This is a genomic window from Citrobacter sp. Cpo090, from assembly GCF_030332665.1.
Taxonomy (GTDB): domain Bacteria; phylum Pseudomonadota; class Gammaproteobacteria; order Enterobacterales; family Enterobacteriaceae; genus Citrobacter; species Citrobacter portucalensis.
Map to the genome: position 1 here is coordinate 294,055 of NZ_JAOWHK010000038.1, position 15,476 is coordinate 309,530.

14 protein-coding genes are annotated in these 15,476 nt (G+C 51.6%); 10 read left to right on the forward strand and 4 right to left on the reverse strand.

The window, feature by feature from the left end; genetic code table 11:
- The first annotated feature begins 197 nt into the window (after nucleotides 1–197).
- The 5 genes from bglX to OGY83_RS23820 all read left to right on the forward strand — a co-directional run bounded on the left by bglX (nucleotide 198) and on the right by OGY83_RS23820 (nucleotide 6,482).
- Nucleotides 198–2,495, forward strand: a complete 2,298-nt coding sequence (gene bglX, locus OGY83_RS23800) for a beta-glucosidase BglX (protein ID WP_286637040.1) — start codon at nucleotides 198–200, stop codon at nucleotides 2,493–2,495.
- 232 nt (nucleotides 2,496–2,727) lie between these two features.
- Entirely contained in the window at nucleotides 2,728–3,645 is a 918-nt protein-coding gene (gene osmF / locus OGY83_RS23805) for a glycine betaine ABC transporter substrate-binding protein OsmF (RefSeq protein WP_286637041.1), read from the forward strand.
- Nucleotides 3,646–3,660: 15 nt separating this feature from the next.
- Entirely contained in the window at nucleotides 3,661–4,827 is a 1,167-nt protein-coding gene (locus OGY83_RS23810) for an ABC transporter permease (protein ID WP_275051714.1), read from the forward strand.
- The gene (locus OGY83_RS23815; RefSeq protein ID WP_079937612.1) at nucleotides 4,820–5,767 is read left to right on the forward strand and encodes an ABC transporter ATP-binding protein; all 948 of its coding nucleotides are present in this window, start codon (nucleotides 4,820–4,822) and stop codon (nucleotides 5,765–5,767) included. Before OGY83_RS23810 ends, OGY83_RS23815 begins: the two co-directional genes overlap by 8 nt.
- Nucleotides 5,751–6,482: an ABC transporter permease gene (locus tag OGY83_RS23820; protein WP_079937611.1), complete on the forward strand. Its 732-nt coding sequence runs from the start codon at nucleotides 5,751–5,753 to the stop codon at nucleotides 6,480–6,482. Before OGY83_RS23815 ends, OGY83_RS23820 begins: the two co-directional genes overlap by 17 nt.
- Here the strand turns inward: OGY83_RS23820 and OGY83_RS23825 are convergent.
- Together OGY83_RS23825 and mlrA are read right to left on the reverse strand one after the other, a co-directional pair.
- Nucleotides 6,463–6,570, reverse strand: coding sequence for a protein YohO (locus tag OGY83_RS23825; protein ID WP_003027354.1), 108 nt, complete (start codon nucleotides 6,568–6,570; stop codon nucleotides 6,463–6,465). The genes OGY83_RS23820 and OGY83_RS23825 overlap by 20 nt on opposite strands.
- A 259-nt stretch (nucleotides 6,571–6,829) precedes the next feature.
- Nucleotides 6,830–7,561: an HTH-type transcriptional regulator MlrA gene (mlrA, locus tag OGY83_RS23830; RefSeq protein ID WP_123267537.1), complete on the reverse strand. Its 732-nt coding sequence runs from the start codon at nucleotides 7,559–7,561 to the stop codon at nucleotides 6,830–6,832.
- Nucleotides 7,562–7,786: 225 nt separating this feature from the next.
- Between mlrA and OGY83_RS23835 the strand changes: the two genes are divergently transcribed.
- The 3 genes from OGY83_RS23835 to OGY83_RS23845 are packed head-to-tail and all read left to right on the forward strand — an operon-like array spanning nucleotide 7,787 to nucleotide 10,705.
- Nucleotides 7,787–9,472: a sensor histidine kinase gene (locus OGY83_RS23835; protein WP_079937609.1), complete on the forward strand. Its 1,686-nt coding sequence runs from the start codon at nucleotides 7,787–7,789 to the stop codon at nucleotides 9,470–9,472.
- Complete coding sequence (gene btsR, locus OGY83_RS23840; protein ID WP_003840155.1) at nucleotides 9,469–10,188, forward strand: two-component system response regulator BtsR; 720 nt, start codon at nucleotides 9,469–9,471, stop codon at nucleotides 10,186–10,188. Before OGY83_RS23835 ends, btsR begins: the two co-directional genes overlap by 4 nt.
- A 46-nt stretch (nucleotides 10,189–10,234) precedes the next feature.
- Entirely contained in the window at nucleotides 10,235–10,705 is a 471-nt protein-coding gene (locus OGY83_RS23845; RefSeq protein ID WP_079937723.1) for a YehS family protein, read from the forward strand.
- A 44-nt stretch (nucleotides 10,706–10,749) separates the two neighbouring features.
- Here the strand turns inward: OGY83_RS23845 and OGY83_RS23850 are convergent, their stop codons facing one another.
- Both OGY83_RS23850 and metG read right to left on the reverse strand, forming a co-directional pair.
- Entirely contained in the window at nucleotides 10,750–11,208 is a 459-nt protein-coding gene (locus tag OGY83_RS23850) for a YehR family lipoprotein (protein ID WP_079937608.1), read from the reverse strand.
- Between the two features lie 206 nt (nucleotides 11,209–11,414).
- Nucleotides 11,415–13,448, reverse strand: a complete 2,034-nt coding sequence (gene metG, locus OGY83_RS23855; RefSeq protein WP_286637043.1) for a methionine--tRNA ligase — start codon at nucleotides 13,446–13,448, stop codon at nucleotides 11,415–11,417.
- Between the two features lie 164 nt (nucleotides 13,449–13,612).
- On the opposite strand from metG, the gene apbC reads away from it, so the two are divergent.
- A complete protein-coding gene (gene apbC, locus OGY83_RS23860) occupies nucleotides 13,613–14,722 on the forward strand; it encodes an iron-sulfur cluster carrier protein ApbC (protein ID WP_286637044.1) in 1,110 nt (369 codons plus the stop codon).
- 265 nt (nucleotides 14,723–14,987) lie between these two features.
- Complete coding sequence (locus OGY83_RS23865) at nucleotides 14,988–15,269, forward strand: DUF2574 family protein (protein WP_123267533.1); 282 nt, start codon at nucleotides 14,988–14,990, stop codon at nucleotides 15,267–15,269.
- The last annotated feature ends 207 nt before the right edge of the window (nucleotides 15,270–15,476 follow it).

Below are 15,476 nucleotides of genomic sequence, written 5' to 3' on the forward strand. Positions count from 1 at the left end.
CAAGCATAGCGCTTTGTATGACAATACGCTTTCTCATTCATATTGTCTCTGGGTCGTCCTCTACTGATTCACGCTGGTTTTGAAAATTAGGAGAATAACCTTAGCTTTCTTTATCGCTCCCGTTTAGTCTTACGGCAAACTGCGGTTTTTGTTATATTTTCGCTGCCTCGTCGGGAAAGAATAAAGAGAGAATCAACATGAAATGGCTATGTTCTGTAGGTGTCGCGGTGAGTCTGGCGTTGCAACCAGCGCTGGCGGACACGCTGTTTGGTAACCATCCGCTGACGCCAGAAGCGCGGGATGCATTCGTTACCGATTTACTTAAGCAGATGACCGTGGATGAGAAAATTGGGCAACTACGCTTGATAAGCGTCGGGCCTGATAACCCGAAAGAAGCCATCCGCGAGATGATCAAAGACGGGCAGGTTGGGGCAATTTTTAACACCGTCACGCGCCAGGATATCCGCAAAATGCAGGATCAGGTGATGGAGCTCAGCCGCCTGAAAATTCCTCTCTTTTTTGCCTACGACGTATTGCACGGCCAGCGTACCGTGTTCCCGATAAGTCTCGGCCTGGCGTCCTCTTTTAATCTCGATGCGGTCAGAACCGTTGGCCGTATTTCCGCGTATGAAGCCGCTGATGATGGTCTGAATATGACCTGGGCGCCAATGGTCGATGTCTCTCGCGATCCGCGCTGGGGCCGTGCTTCAGAAGGTTTTGGTGAAGACACGTATTTAACGGCTACGATGGGTAAAACCATGGTGGAAGCGATGCAGGGTAAAAGCCCGGCGGATCGCTATTCGGTGATGACCAGCGTCAAGCACTTCGCCGCCTATGGCGCGGTTGAAGGTGGCAAGGAATATAACACCGTCGATATGAGCCCACAGCGTCTGTTCAACGACTATATGCCGCCGTATAAAGCCGGGCTGGATGCTGGTAGCGGTGCGGTAATGGTAGGACTTAATTCGCTAAACGGTACACCAGCGACGTCGGATGCATGGCTGTTAAAAGACGTGCTGCGTGATGAGTGGGGCTTTAAGGGCATCACCGTTTCCGATCACGGTGCGATCAAAGAGTTGATTAAGCACGGTACCGCTTCCGATCCTGAAGATGCGGTGCGCGTGGCGATCAAGTCCGGCATCAACATGAGTATGAGCGACGAGTATTACAGCAAATACCTGCCGGGCTTGATTAAATCCGGCAAAGTGACGATGGCGGAGCTGGACGACGCCGCGCGCCACGTGCTTAACGTGAAATATGATATGGGGCTGTTTAACGATCCGTACAGCCATCTGGGGGCCAAAGAGTCTGACCCGCAGGACACCAACGCGGAAAGTCGTTTGCATCGCAAAGAGGCGCGTGAAGTAGCACGTGAAAGCCTGGTGCTGCTGAAAAATCGTCTGGAAACGTTGCCGCTGAAAAAATCTGCCACCGTGGCGGTCGTCGGTCCGCTGGCTGACAGCAAGCGTGATGTGATGGGCAGTTGGTCCGCCGCCGGTGTTGCCGATCAGTCGGTAACGGTACTGACGGGGATTAAAAACGCCGTCGGCGATCAGGGCAAAGTGCTGTACGCCAAAGGGGCGAATATCACCAACGACAAAGGCATTGTTGATTTCCTCAACCTGTATGAAGAAGCGGTGAAGGTTGACCCGCGTTCGCCACAGGCGATAATCGATGAAGCCGTAAAAGCAGCGCAGCAATCTGATGTGGTTGTCGCGGTAGTCGGTGAAGCGCAGGGGATGGCGCATGAAGCCTCCAGCCGTACCGATATCACCATTCCGCAAAGTCAGCGTGACCTGATTGCCGCGCTGAAAGCCACGGGTAAACCGCTGGTTCTGGTGCTGATGAACGGGCGTCCGCTGGCGCTGGTGAAGGAAGATCAACAGGCCGATGCGATCCTCGAAACCTGGTTTGCCGGGACGGAAGGCGGTAACGCCATCGCCGATGTGCTGTTTGGTGATTACAACCCGTCAGGCAAGCTGCCGATGTCTTTCCCGCGCTCTGTTGGACAGATCCCGGTCTATTACAGCCACCTCAATACTGGTCGTCCGTATAATGCAGATAAGCCGAACAAGTACACGTCGCGCTACTTTGATGAAGCGAATGGGCCGCTGTATCCCTTTGGCTACGGCCTGAGCTACACCACGTTCACGGTTTCTGATGTGAAGCTCTCTTCTCCAACGATGAAGCGTGACGGAACCGTGACGGCCAGCGTGCAGGTGACCAACACCGGCAAGCGCGAAGGTGCAACGGTGATTCAGATGTATTTGCAGGATGTGACCGCCTCCATGAGTCGTCCGGTAAAACAGCTGAAAGGCTTTGAGAAAGTGAATCTTAAGCCTGGTGAAACCCAGACCATCAGCTTCCCGATTGACATTGAAGCGCTCAAATTCTGGAACCAGCATATGAAATACGATGCAGAGCCTGGCAAGTTTAACGTCTTTATCGGTGTGGATTCCGCCAGAGTGAAGCAGGGCGAATTCGAACTGCTTTAATTGACGAGTAAATCCATGCATCAGGCCTGATGGCGCAATGCTTCTCAGACCGACTAAATCGTATCATCCGGCAAATTCACATTGGGTTTGCCGGATTTTTTTTATTTTATTATCGCCTTACCGCTAATAACTCTCAGCGTTACCACCCAATAGCCAGGTTAAGGCTTGATTTTTCGACTATGCTTTTTCCTCAAGTCTCTGAAAAGGGCCGCAAAAGGATGAGGAGTACAGCATGATAATCTCAAAAGTATCGGTGGGTTCGCTGGCGCTGTTAGCCGCGGTAAGCCTGCCCTTACAGGCCGCGTCACCCGTCACGGTCGGTTCAAAAATAGATACCGAAGGGGCGCTGCTCGGCAACATTATTTTGCAGGTGCTCGAAAGCCATGGCGTGAAAACCGTCAATAAAGTACAGCTGGGTACCACCCCAGTGGTGCGTGGGGCAATCACCTCCGGTGAGCTGGATATTTATCCGGAATATACCGGTAATGGCGCATTCTTTTTTAAAGATGAAAATGATCCCGCGTGGAAAAATGCGCAGGCCGGATTCGAGAAAGTGAAAAAGCTGGACGCAGAGCAAAATAAGCTGGTCTGGCTAACGCCTGCTCCTGCCAACAATACCTGGACCATTGCAGTACGCCAGGATATCGCGCAAAAGAACAAGCTTGAGTCCCTTGCTGATTTAGGCCGTTACCTGAAGGACGGGGGAACGTTCAAACTTGCCGCCTCTGCTGAATTTATCGAACGGGCTGACGCGCTGCCTGCGTTTGAAAAAGCCTATGATTTCAAACTGAACCAAAATCAGCTGTTGTCGCTGGCGGGGGGGGATACCGCGGTGACGATTAAAGCGGCGGCGCAGCAGACTTCTGGCGTCAATGCGGCGATGGCTTATGGCACCGATGGCCCGGTTGCGGCGCTCGGTCTGCAAACTTTAAGCGATCCGAAAGGCGTCCAGCCCATTTATGCGCCAGCACCCGTCGTGCGTGAATCGGTGCTGAAAGACTACCCGCAAATGGGAGAATGGCTACAACCGGTTTTTGCCAGCCTGGATGAAAAAACGTTGCAGCAGCTGAATGCCAGTATTGCCGTGGAGGGGCTGGATGCGAAAAAAGTCGCAGCAGACTACCTGAAGCAAAAAGGATGGGTGAAGTAACGGAGTTTGCAGCAGGTGGGTGTTTTGTCAAAGATTTCAGTTAATCGGGTACTGTTGTTACTGGTACTTCTTACTTTTGCTGCGGCAGCGCTGCCTTTCATCAGCTATGCGCCCAATCGTTTGGTTTCCGGCGAAGGACGTCAACTTTGGGATATCCGACCCGACATGGCGTGGGGATTGGCAGTGGCCTGCTTGCTGCTGTTTCTTCTGTGCTTTGTACCGGGAAAGCCCGGCAATATATTGACGCTTGTTATTAGCCAGTTGTTGGTGATTGCGGCGCTGGTAACCGCAGGAACAACGGCAACGTACCTGGCCCAGACGGGTAGCCCTCTGGCCAGAACCAGCCTGGGCAGCGGGTTCTGGTTGGGACTGGGACTGATGCTGCTGGCCGCCAGTGACGCCATTCGTCGCATCACCGAACAGGCATCATGGCGTTGGCTATTGCACGCGCAAATTTTCATTTTGCCGCTGGTGCTTTTGTTCTCTGGCACGTTTAACGATCTTTCCCTGCTTAAAGAGTATGCCAACCGCCAGGATGTTTTTAACGACGCCCTGGCACAGCACCTGACAATTCTGTTCGCTACCGTGGTGCCCGCACTCGTGATTGGCGTGCCGTTGGGCATCTGGTGTGCTTTCTCTGTCGCCCGTCAGGGACCGGTTTTTGCGGTACTGAATATCATCCAAACCATTCCCTCCGTCGCGCTGTTTGGCCTGTTAATTGCGCCCCTTGCCGGGCTGGTGAAGCACTTTCCTTTGTTGGGTTCGCTCGGCGTTGCCGGAACCGGCCTGACGCCTGCGCTTATTGCGTTAGTGCTGTATGCGCTCTTGCCGCTGGTTCGTGGCGTAGTAGCTGGGTTGAATCAGGTACCGCGGGATGTGCTGGAAAGCGCCCGGGCGATGGGGATGAGTGCACGACAGCGATTTGTCTCGGTGCAGTTCCCGCTGGCATTGCCGGTCTTCTTGCGCAGTTTACGGGTAGTGATGGTGCAAACGGTGGGAATGGCGGTGATTGCTGCGCTGATTGGCGCAGGGGGATTTGGCGCGCTGGTCTTTCAGGGATTGCTCAGTAGCGCCGTCGATTTAGTGTTGCTGGGCGTGATCCCGGTTGTAGTACTGGCAGTATTGATTGATGCGCTGTTTGATTTAGGGCTCGCGCTGTTGAAGGTAACAAACAATGATTGAATTTCGCCATGTCAGTAAAACCTATGGTCAGCAAACAGCCGTTGACGACCTTAACCTGCGGTTGGGGGAGGGCAGCTTTTCGGTGTTAATTGGCACGTCGGGTTCCGGGAAATCCACCACGCTGAAAATGATCAATCGGCTGGTAGAACATGACCGCGGACAGATCCGCTTTGCCGGGGAAGAGATCCGCAGCCTGCCGGTGCTGGAGTTAAGGCGGCGCATGGGATACGCGATTCAGTCTATTGGCTTGTTTCCCCACTGGACCGTCGCGCAGAACATCGCCACGGTGCCGCAGCTACAAAAGTGGTCGCGTTCACGTATTGATGACCGAACAGACGAACTGATGGCGCTGCTGGGTCTTGAGGAAAGTTTGCGCCATCGTTATCCGCATCAGCTGTCTGGCGGGCAACAGCAGCGGGTCGGGGTTGCTCGCGCACTGGCGGCAGATCCGCAGGTATTGCTGATGGATGAGCCTTTTGGCGCGCTGGATCCGGTCACCCGCGGTGCGCTGCAGCAGGAGATGACGCGTATTCACCGTTTGCTTGGGCGTACCATTGTGCTGGTGACGCATGATATCGACGAGGCGCTAAGGCTGGCGGAGCATCTGGTGTTGATGGATGCAGGAAAGGTTGTGCAGCAAGGCACGCCGCTGTCGATGCTCACTGCGCCAGCGAATGATTTTGTGCAAACCTTTTTTGGCCGCAGTGAACTGGGCGTACGGCTGCTGTCGCTGCGCACGGTAGGCGATTTTATCCGTCGCGACGAACACTCTGACGGCGAACCGCTGGTGGATGAGATGACGCTGCGTGATGCGTTGTCGGTGTTTGTGGCGCGTGGCTGCGACGTTTTACCGGTCGTGACGCCGCAGGGTTTGTCCTGCGGGACGCTTCATTTTCACGATTTGCTTTCGGAGATGCCGACCCGTGAAACGTCTTGCTGATCCACTGCTGTGGCTTGTTGCGTTGTTTCTGATCCTGTTGGTTGGATTGCCTCACAGTCAGACCTTGTTTAGTTCGCTGTTTCCTGAGCTGCCACGCCCCGTGTATCAGCAGGAAAGTTTTACGGCGCTGGCTTTGAGTCATTTTACACTGGTGGGGATTTCAAGCCTTATCGCGGTGTTCATTGGCACCGGGGCCGGAATTGCGGTGACCCGGCCCTGGGGCGTGGAATTCCGGCCGATGGTGGAAACCATCGCCGCCGTGGGGCAGACCTTTCCGCCAGTTGCGGTGTTGGCGATCGCTGTACCGGTGATGGGATTTGGTCCTGAACCGGCAATTATTGCGCTGATTCTGTATGGCGTATTACCGATCTTGCAGGCAACGCTGGCGGGACTCGGCGGAATTTCACCCAGCGTGATGGATATTGCCAGCGGAATGGGAATGAGTCAGGGGCAGCGGCTGCGTAAAGTCGAGTTGCCGCTAGCGGCCCCGGTGATTCTGGCCGGGATTCGCACGTCGGTGATTATTAATATCGGCACTGCAACCATCGCCTCAACCGTTGGCGCGAACACGCTGGGTACGCCGATTATTATCGGGCTAAGTGGGTTCAATACCGCCTATGTGATTCAGGGGGCGCTGCTGGTGGCGCTGGCGGCGGTAATTGTCGACCGCGGGTTTGAGAAATTAGCGAGACATCTTACCCGGCACGTAAAATAAAGGTATAGCCTGCCAGCATGACACCGCCAATACCGCCGATGGCCATCAGCAGGAAGAGGGTGATAACACCGATTTTAGCTGCGCTCATTATGCACTCCTTATGTGAATTCAAGGATTGTACACGTTTGTTAATAGAATATTAAGAGCCTGGATCATTAGGCGTTATTGGCGCAGACAGTTTGAACACGGCCAGCGCGGAAGAACCGGAGCGTACACGTAGTATGTGAGGATTATTCGCTACGCTCACCCTCCGGGCCGCCCTAAAGGGCGTTCAAAACTCTCTGAGTGTTGTCTGAGCACTGCCCAGGTTCGAAATGGCAAGCAAAATAGCCCTAATGGGCCAGGCTCTAAATGCCGAGTGGATAAATATCGTGACCTAACGCGCGCCATTCCGTTAGCTGTTGCTGCTGAGCGGGCGTTTGGTTCTCGCCGCACCAGACAAGTAAGGTGCGACCTTCAAACAGCTCCGGTCGCAGTTGGTTCAGCGAATGGGCAAGGACGTCAATGCGCCATCCCTGCTGGCTGGCGACCCAACCTTCCAGCCATAAGCGGGTCGTATCCTGAATGTTCCAGCCAACCACCAGAGCATCTTTCCCCTGTTTCTTGCGTGCAGAGGCCAGACAAATCGCGATGTAGTTGATCAGTACGCCGTCGAGGATCCCCAGTAACGCCTGGAGGATCGGCTGCTGACATTGCAGGCGTCGGCGTAACGGAATGAACAAATGGGTGTTGAGCGTTTGCGCGGGATAATCCTGGCCACGCTCTTTGATCCACAGTCTGAGGCTATGCAGATTATTACTTTGCAAATAGCTCAACAGCGTCTCTTGTTGTTCACGCCAACCGTTATGCACATCAATGCTCTCATTGCTGAGCAACATTTTAACCTTGCTGACCTGGACACCGTTGTTTATCCAGCGTTTTATCTCGCGGATCCGGTCGATATCCGCATCGTTAAACAGGCGATGCCCGCCGTCTGTCCGCTGCGGTTTAAGTAATCCGTAACGCCTCTGCCACGCGCGTAAAGTGACAGGGTTGATATCACAAAGCAAAGCCACTTCACCTATTGTGTAAAGCGCCATCGTCGTCTCACTTATGCTTGCGAGGTCCCAGTTTTACTTTAGACGCTCTTTTGCGAACCAGGTAGTTTTGTCTGTTTTTTGATCTATGAATGGGTGAATTTGTAATCATGCTCGCGCTTTCGAGTGATCGTTCTCACAAATTCGTCTTTTTTTGCAACAGTTCAAAGAAAGTTACACGCAGCCCATGTATGTTACGCGCTTTTAAGTGATGTGTGGTTGGCGGGTATGTACGAGTTTAATCTGGTGTTGCTGCTGCTTCAGCAGATGTGTGTGTTCCTCGTTATCGCGTGGCTCATGAGCAAAACGCGTTTGTTTATCCCGCTGATGCAGGTGACTATCCGGCTCCCGCACAAACTGCTTTGCTATGTTACTTTTTCCATTTTCTGCATTTTAGGCACCTATTTCGGGCTGCATATTGATGACTCTATTGCTAACACTCGCGCTATTGGCGCGGTGATGGGCGGGCTGCTTGGCGGCCCTGTGGTCGGTGGTTTAGTTGGTCTTACCGGCGGTTTGCATCGGTATTCGATGGGCGGGATGACAGCGCTTAGCTGCATGATCTCGACCATTGTGGAAGGATTGCTCGGCGGACTGGTCCACAGCGTGCTCACCCGTCGTGGCCGTACCGATAAAGTCTTTAGTCCGCTGACTGCGGGAGCGATTACCTTTGTCGCCGAACTGGTGCAGATGCTGATCATCTTATTAATTGCCCGTCCGTTTGACGATGCGTTTCGACTGGTCAGCAATATTGCCGCGCCTATGATGGTAACCAATACCGTGGGCGCTGCCTTGTTTATGCGTATTTTGCTCGATAAACGGGCGATGTTTGAAAAATATACCTCCGCTTTTTCCGCCACAGCACTCAAAGTTGCCGCCTCAACGGAAGGTATTTTACGCCAGGGGTTCAACGAGGTTAACAGCATGAAAGTTGCTCAGGTGCTGTATGAAGAGCTGGATATTGGTGCGGTGGCGATTACCGATCGTGAGAAATTGCTGGCATTTACCGGTATTGGTGACGATCACCATCTACCCGGAAAACCCATTTCATCGTCATATACACAACGGGCGATTGAAACCGGAGAGGTGGTGTATGCTGATGGAAATGAAGTTCCTTACCGTTGCTCTTTGCACCCACAATGCAAATTAGGCTCGACGCTGGTGATCCCTTTGCGGGGTGAAAACCAGCGGGTGATGGGGACCATTAAATTGTATGAAGCCAAAAACCGCCTCTTTAGCTCAATCAACCGCACGCTGGGGGAAGGGATCGCCCAACTGCTTTCGGCACAGATTCTGGCCGGGCAGTATGAGCGGCAAAAAGCGATGCTCACGCAGTCGGAAATAAAACTCCTGCACGCCCAGGTCAATCCCCATTTTCTGTTTAATGCACTCAACACCATCAAAGCTGTGATCCGACGCGATAGCGAGCAGGCCAGCCAACTGGTGCAGTATCTGTCGACGTTCTTTCGTAAAAATTTAAAACGCCCGTCAGAAATTGTGACGCTGGCCGATGAAATTGAGCACGTTAATGCTTATCTGCAAATTGAAAAGGCACGATTCCAGTCGAGTCTTCAGGTGACCTTGACGGTGCCAGAAGAACTTTCGCATCAGCAATTACCCGCCTTTACTCTGCAACCCATCGTGGAGAATGCCATCAAACACGGCACTTCTCAGCTACTGGATACCGGTGAAGTATCGATTACCGCCCGTCGAGAAGGGCAATATTTGATGCTGGATATCGAGGACAATGCCGGGCTGTATCAGCCAACCTCAGAAGCCAGTGGACTGGGTATGAATCTGGTCGATAAACGACTGCGCGAGCGGTTTGGTGATGATTTTGGCATCAGCGTAGCGTGCGAACCTGACCGCTTTACCCGAATCACTTTACGACTTCCTCTGGAGGAACTGGCATGATTAAAGTGCTGATTGTCGATGACGAACCGTTAGCGCGGGAGAATCTGCGGATCCTGTTGCAAGAGCAAAGCGACATCGAGATTGTCGGGGAATGTTCGAATGCGGTGGAAGCCATTGGCGCGGTGCATAAATTGCGTCCGGATGTTCTGTTCCTTGATATTCAGATGCCGCGAATCAGCGGCCTGGAAATGGTCGGCATGCTTGATCCCGAGCATCGCCCGTACATTGTTTTTCTGACCGCCTTTGATGAGTATGCGGTGAAAGCCTTTGAAGAACATGCGTTTGATTACCTGCTTAAGCCAATTGAAGAAGCACGGCTGGAAAAAACGCTGATCCGTTTGCGTCAGGAGCGTACGAAGCAGGATGTATCACTGCTGCCAGAAAATCAGCAGGCGCTGAAGTTTATTCCGTGCAGCGGCCATAGTCGGATCTATTTGCTGCAAATGGATGATGTGGCGTTTATCAGCAGTCGCATGAGTGGTGTGTATGTGACCAGCAGCGATGGTAAAGAAGGCTTCACTGAGTTGACGCTCAGGACGCTGGAGAGCCGTACTCCTCTGCTGCGTTGTCACCGGCAATATCTGGTAAATATGGCGCAATTGCAGGAGATCCGTCTGGAAGACAACGGCCAGGCGGAACTGATTTTGCGTAACGGGCTGACCGTTCCGGTGAGTCGTCGTTACCTTAAAAGCCTAAAAGAGGCGATTGGACTATAAAACTGATACACTGCGCGCCATTGCATCACCGACAGTTGAAGGCTCTATGCTAAGTAACGATATTCTTCGTAGCCTGCGCTACACCCTGAAAGCGAACAATAACGACATGGTGCGTATTCTTGCTCTTTCTGACATGGAATCCACCTCAGCAAATTTCGATACCTGGACGACAAAAGAGGATGAAGATGGGTTTGTTCGCTGCCCGGATATTATTCTCTCCGGTTTTTTAAACGGCCTGATTTATCATCTGCGTGGTAAAGATGATTCTGCGCCGGAACTGGCGCTTGAGCGTCGAGTTAATAACAATACGGTGCTGAAAAAGCTGCGTATCGCCTTCTCGCTGAAAACCGATGATATTCTGACCATCATGACCGGGCAGAAATTTCGTGTGTCGATGCCGGAAATTACCGCCATGATGCGCGCGCCGGACCATAAAAACTATCGCGAATGCGGCGATCAATTCCTGCGTTATTTCCTGCGTGGTTTGACTTTCCACGTGCATAACGCAAAATCTTAAAGCGTAAAGCGGGCGACCACGATGAAAATCGGGTCGCCGATGGTTTACTTCACTTCTTTAAAACCCGCCGTTTCCATAACCGTTTGCATTTGCTTCATGCTGATGTTTTTATCGGCGTTTTCAGATAGTTTCATCCCTGAAATGGCCTGCAACGCTTTTATATCAACTTTTTCCATATCGATAGTGACATTTTCTTGCGCGTAGGTATCTGAATAAGTGAGTTTTTCTTCTATGCCAGTAATGTTTTGATATTTAGCGCTTAATGCGTCGAATACTTTTGCGGCTTCTTCTTTATTGCTGGCACCGACTGATGCATAGCTGATTTTACTTTCGGAGATTTGCTTCAGGACCTTATCACCTTTAAAGGTGTAAGAGACGGTGATATCAGAACCATTAATGTTGGCATTGAATGTTTTTGTCTCTTCTTTATCACCACATCCCGCCAGGGAAAAAACCACAACCGATGCCACGGCGAGAGAAAATAATTTTTGTAACGCTTTCATGTAAAACTCCATTTCATGAATATAGGATGTTAAATAATAACGTCCACGAATCTGGTGAGCCCGGACTACCTTGATACCAGAGCAGTATAGAATAGATCTAATATTAACAACGAAGCAGTCCGAAAATGGAGCAGGGGTTAAGATTAGAGGAAGCACTTACGTAGCAAAAAAAAAGCGCTGCGGTTGCAGCGCTTGAGATGTTTGATTTACTTCACCTGTTGGCCTGGTTTTGCACCTTCGTCCGGGCTTAACAGGAAGATATCTTTCCCGCCAGGTCCTGCGGCCATTACCATCCCTTCGGAAATGCCGAAGCGCATCTTACGTGGTGCCAGGTTGGCAACCATAATGGTCTGGCGGCCAATCAGAACCTGCGGGTCTGGATATGCAGAACGAATACCAGAGAAGACGTTACGTTTCTCACCGCCGAGATCTAACGTCAGACGCAGCAGTTTGTCGGATCCTTCCACGAACTCGGCGTTTTCAATCAGCGCTACGCGCAGGTCAACTTTGGCGAAATCGTCAAAGGTGATGGTTTCCTGAATCGGGTCATCAGCCAGCGGGCCGGTTACCGGTACGGCAGCGGCTTTCACTTCTTCTTTCGACGCCTCAACCAGCGCTTCAACTTGTTTCATGTCGATGCGATTGTACAGCGCCTTAAAGGTGTTGACCTTGTGGCCGAGCAGTGGTTGCTCAATGGCATCCCAGCTCAGTTCGCTGTTCAGGAAAGCTTCCACACGTTCAGCAAGCGTTGGCAGAACCGGTTTCAGGTAAGTCATCAGCACGCGGAACAGGTTGATACCCATGGAGCAGATCGCCTGCAGGTCGGCGTCGCGGCCTTCCTGTTTAGCCACGACCCATGGAGCCTGTTCGTCAACGTAGCGGTTTGCCACGTCGGCCAGCGCCATGATTTCACGGATAGCTTTACCGAATTCACGGCTTTCCCATGCTTCGCCAATTACTGTTGCGGCGTCGGTGAAAGTTTTATAAAGCGCCGGGTCGGCCAGTTCATTCGCCAGAACGCCGTCAAAACGCTTGCTGATAAAGCCTGCGTTACGGGACGCCAGGTTGACTACTTTGTTGACGATATCGGCGTTAACGCGCTGGACAAAGTCTTCCAGGTTCAGGTCGATGTCATCGATACGTGAAGAAAGCTTCGCGGTGTAGTAGTAGCGCAGGCTGTCGGCATCGAAGTGCTTCAGCCAGGTGCTGGCCTTAATGAAGGTGCCACGAGATTTGGACATCTTCGCGCCGTTCACCGTCACATAACCGTGTACAAACAGGTTGGTCGGCTTACGGAAGTTGCTGCCTTCCAGCATGGCTGGCCAGAACAGGCTGTGGAAGTAGACGATATCCTTACCGATGAAGTGATACAGCTCGGCGTCGGAATCTTTCTTCCAGTATTCGTCAAAACTGGTGGTGTCACCGCGTTTATCGCACAGGTTTTTGAACGAGCCCATATAGCCAATTGGCGCGTCCAGCCAGACATAGAAGTACTTGCCAGGCGCATTCGGGATTTCAAAACCGAAGTACGGGGAATCGCGGGAAATATCCCACTGTTGCAGGCCGGATTCGAACCATTCCTGCATTTTGTTGGCGACCTGCTCCTGTAACGCGCCGCTGCGCGTCCACGCCTGCAACATTTCGCTGAATGAAGGCAGATCAAAGAAGAAGTGTTCGGAGTCACGCATCACCGGCGTTGCGCCAGATACAACGGATTTCGGCTCGATAAGTTCGGTCGGGCTGTAGGTTGCGCCGCAGACTTCACAGTTATCGCCGTACTGATCCGGAGACTTACATTTCGGGCAGGTGCCTTTAACGAAACGGTCCGGCAGGAACATGCCTTTTTCCGGATCGTAAAGCTGGGAGATTGTACGGTTCTTAATAAAACCGTTCTCCTTCAGGCGCGTATAAATCAGCTCAGACAGCTCACGGTTCTCTTCGCTGTGCGTCGAGTGGTAGTTGTCATAGCTGATGTCAAAACCTGCAAAATCAGTCTGATGCTCCTGACTCATTTCACCGATCATCTGTTCTGGCGTGATCCCAAGCTGCTGTGCTTTCAGCATGATTGGCGTACCGTGTGCGTCGTCCGCGCAGATGAAGTTAACCTGGTGGCCGCGCATTCGCTGGTAACGGACCCAGACATCAGCCTGGATGTGCTCCAGCATATGGCCGAGGTGGATTGAGCCGTTGGCGTACGGCAGCGCGCACGTTACCAGAATTTTCTTCGCGACTTGAGTCATAGTGGGCAATTACTTCTTTTGTAGTGAAAAGGGCTTTGATAGTACCAAAATGGTAATTACTGCGCCAAGCGATAAGGGCATTTATCCGTAAATGAATAATTGTTGCGGTTGGAGTAAACTACCTGGTGACTATTGTATATTCAGAACAACAAAAAGGAGTCGGGATGAACGCACAATCCCAGGCCAAATCACCAGAGACCCTGCGCGCCATGGTCGCCGGGACGCTGGCGAATTTTCAGCATTCAACCCTGAAGCATAATCTGACGACGCTTAAAGCGTTGCACCACGTCGCCTGGATGGATGACACGTTGCACGTTGAGCTGGTCATGCCGTTCGTCTGGCATAGCGCGTTTGAGGACTTAAAAGAGCAATGTAGCGCCGATCTGCTGCGTATTACCGGTGCGAAAGCGATCGACTGGAAACTGTCGCATAACATCGCGACGCTGAAGCGCGTGAAAAATCAGCCGGGTATTAATGGTGTGAAAAACATCATCGCCGTCAGTTCAGGTAAAGGTGGCGTGGGTAAATCCTCTACCGCCGTGAACCTGGCGCTTGCGCTGGCCGCGGAAGGAGCGAAGGTAGGGATTCTGGACGCCGATATTTATGGTCCGTCTATCCCGACAATGCTTGGCGCGGAAAACCAGCGTCCAACTTCACCTGACGGTACCCACATGGCACCGATCATGTCTCATGGTCTGGCAACGAACTCCATTGGTTATCTGGTCACTGACGATAACGCGATGGTGTGGCGCGGCCCGATGGCCAGCAAAGCGCTGCTGCAGATGCTGCAGGAAACCCTATGGCCAGATCTTGATTACCTGGTACTGGATATGCCGCCTGGCACCGGTGACATCCAGTTGACGCTGGCGCAGAACATTCCGGTAACGGGCGCGGTTGTTGTCACTACGCCGCAGGACATTGCGCTGATCGATGCGAAAAAAGGCATCGTGATGTTCGAAAAAGTCGAAGTGCCGGTACTGGGTATTGTTGAGAATATGAGTATGCATATTTGCAGCAACTGCGGTCACCATGAACCGATCTTCGGTACCGGTGGGGCGCAGAAACTGGCCGAGCAGTATCACACCCAACTGCTGGGACAGATGCCGCTGCATATTTCTCTGCGTGAAGACCTCGATCGTGGTGCGCCGACGGTTATCAGCCGTCCAGATAGCGAATTTACCGCCATCTACCGCGACCTGGCAGGACGAGTGGCTGCACAGCTCTACTGGCAGGGAGAAGTTATTCCGGGCGAGATTGCCTTCCGCGCGGTGTAATTTATAGCGTTACAGATATTCACCGCATCAATATATTATTGATGCGGTGAATATATAAGAATTAAAAATCTTACTGTATTATTCATTCTGCGTTTATAATTCATGCCTTTTTCCGAATAAATCATCTCAATGCATCATTACAATTGATCAAATCTATCTCATTAATCTACAATTTCAATTGGCTCAAACAGGGTGTTGTGCCCATAATCTGCTGAACAGGTCCTCTGTATGCTATTTGATGCTAACCACAGGAATAACGATTAAAATGAAAAAAAGTTTACTGATGGGAATTATAGCTCTGACTTATGGAATGAGTGCCCCTACCTTCGCTTCCGATACTGCGACCTTAACAATCAGTGGGCGAGTCGTTAAACCAACCTGTAGTGCTGACGTCGTGAATAACAACGTTCAACAGAAATGTGGTCAATCTCTTCATCTTTCAAATGTCAGCCATGTGGATCCTGTTCCAACGAAGGGCGTCGTGACCGAGGTCGTTTCTGTACCTGGGGATTCTAAGCGACAGATAGTGTTAAACCGTTACGACTAGACTAAGAATCTCAGCGTTGATATTAAGCACTCATCATTTATATGAATGATGAGTGTTTTTTTATTACCTCTATAAATAAAAAGCGACAATTAATAACGCTAATTTATTAAATGTATAAATAGTGTTTGTCTTCACTTATTTGTTGCAATTATATTGCAATTCGTAACTTGTTTTAAGTCAACAAAACAACGTGTTTACATTGCGGCA

Coding starts and splice junctions, on each gene's coding strand:
- bglX (WP_286637040.1), top strand. CDS start 198: ATGAAATGGCTATGTTCTGTAGGTGTCGCGGTGAGTCTGGCGTTGCAA.
- osmF (WP_286637041.1), top strand. CDS start 2,728: ATGATAATCTCAAAAGTATCGGTGGGTTCGCTGGCGCTGTTAGCCGCG.
- OGY83_RS23815 (WP_079937612.1), top strand. CDS start 4,820: ATGATTGAATTTCGCCATGTCAGTAAAACCTATGGTCAGCAAACAGCC.
- OGY83_RS23825 (WP_003027354.1), bottom strand. CDS start 6,570: ATGAGCGCAGCTAAAATCGGTGTTATCACCCTCTTCCTGCTGATGGCC.
- mlrA (WP_123267537.1), bottom strand. CDS start 7,561: ATGGCGCTTTACACAATAGGTGAAGTGGCTTTGCTTTGTGATATCAAC.
- OGY83_RS23835 (WP_079937609.1), top strand. CDS start 7,787: ATGTACGAGTTTAATCTGGTGTTGCTGCTGCTTCAGCAGATGTGTGTG.
- btsR (WP_003840155.1), top strand. CDS start 9,469: ATGATTAAAGTGCTGATTGTCGATGACGAACCGTTAGCGCGGGAGAAT.
- OGY83_RS23845 (WP_079937723.1), top strand. CDS start 10,235: ATGCTAAGTAACGATATTCTTCGTAGCCTGCGCTACACCCTGAAAGCG.
- OGY83_RS23850 (WP_079937608.1), bottom strand. CDS start 11,208: ATGAAAGCGTTACAAAAATTATTTTCTCTCGCCGTGGCATCGGTTGTG.
- metG (WP_286637043.1), bottom strand. CDS start 13,448: ATGACTCAAGTCGCGAAGAAAATTCTGGTAACGTGCGCGCTGCCGTAC.
- apbC (WP_286637044.1), top strand. CDS start 13,613: ATGAACGCACAATCCCAGGCCAAATCACCAGAGACCCTGCGCGCCATG.
- OGY83_RS23865 (WP_123267533.1), top strand. CDS start 14,988: ATGAAAAAAAGTTTACTGATGGGAATTATAGCTCTGACTTATGGAATG.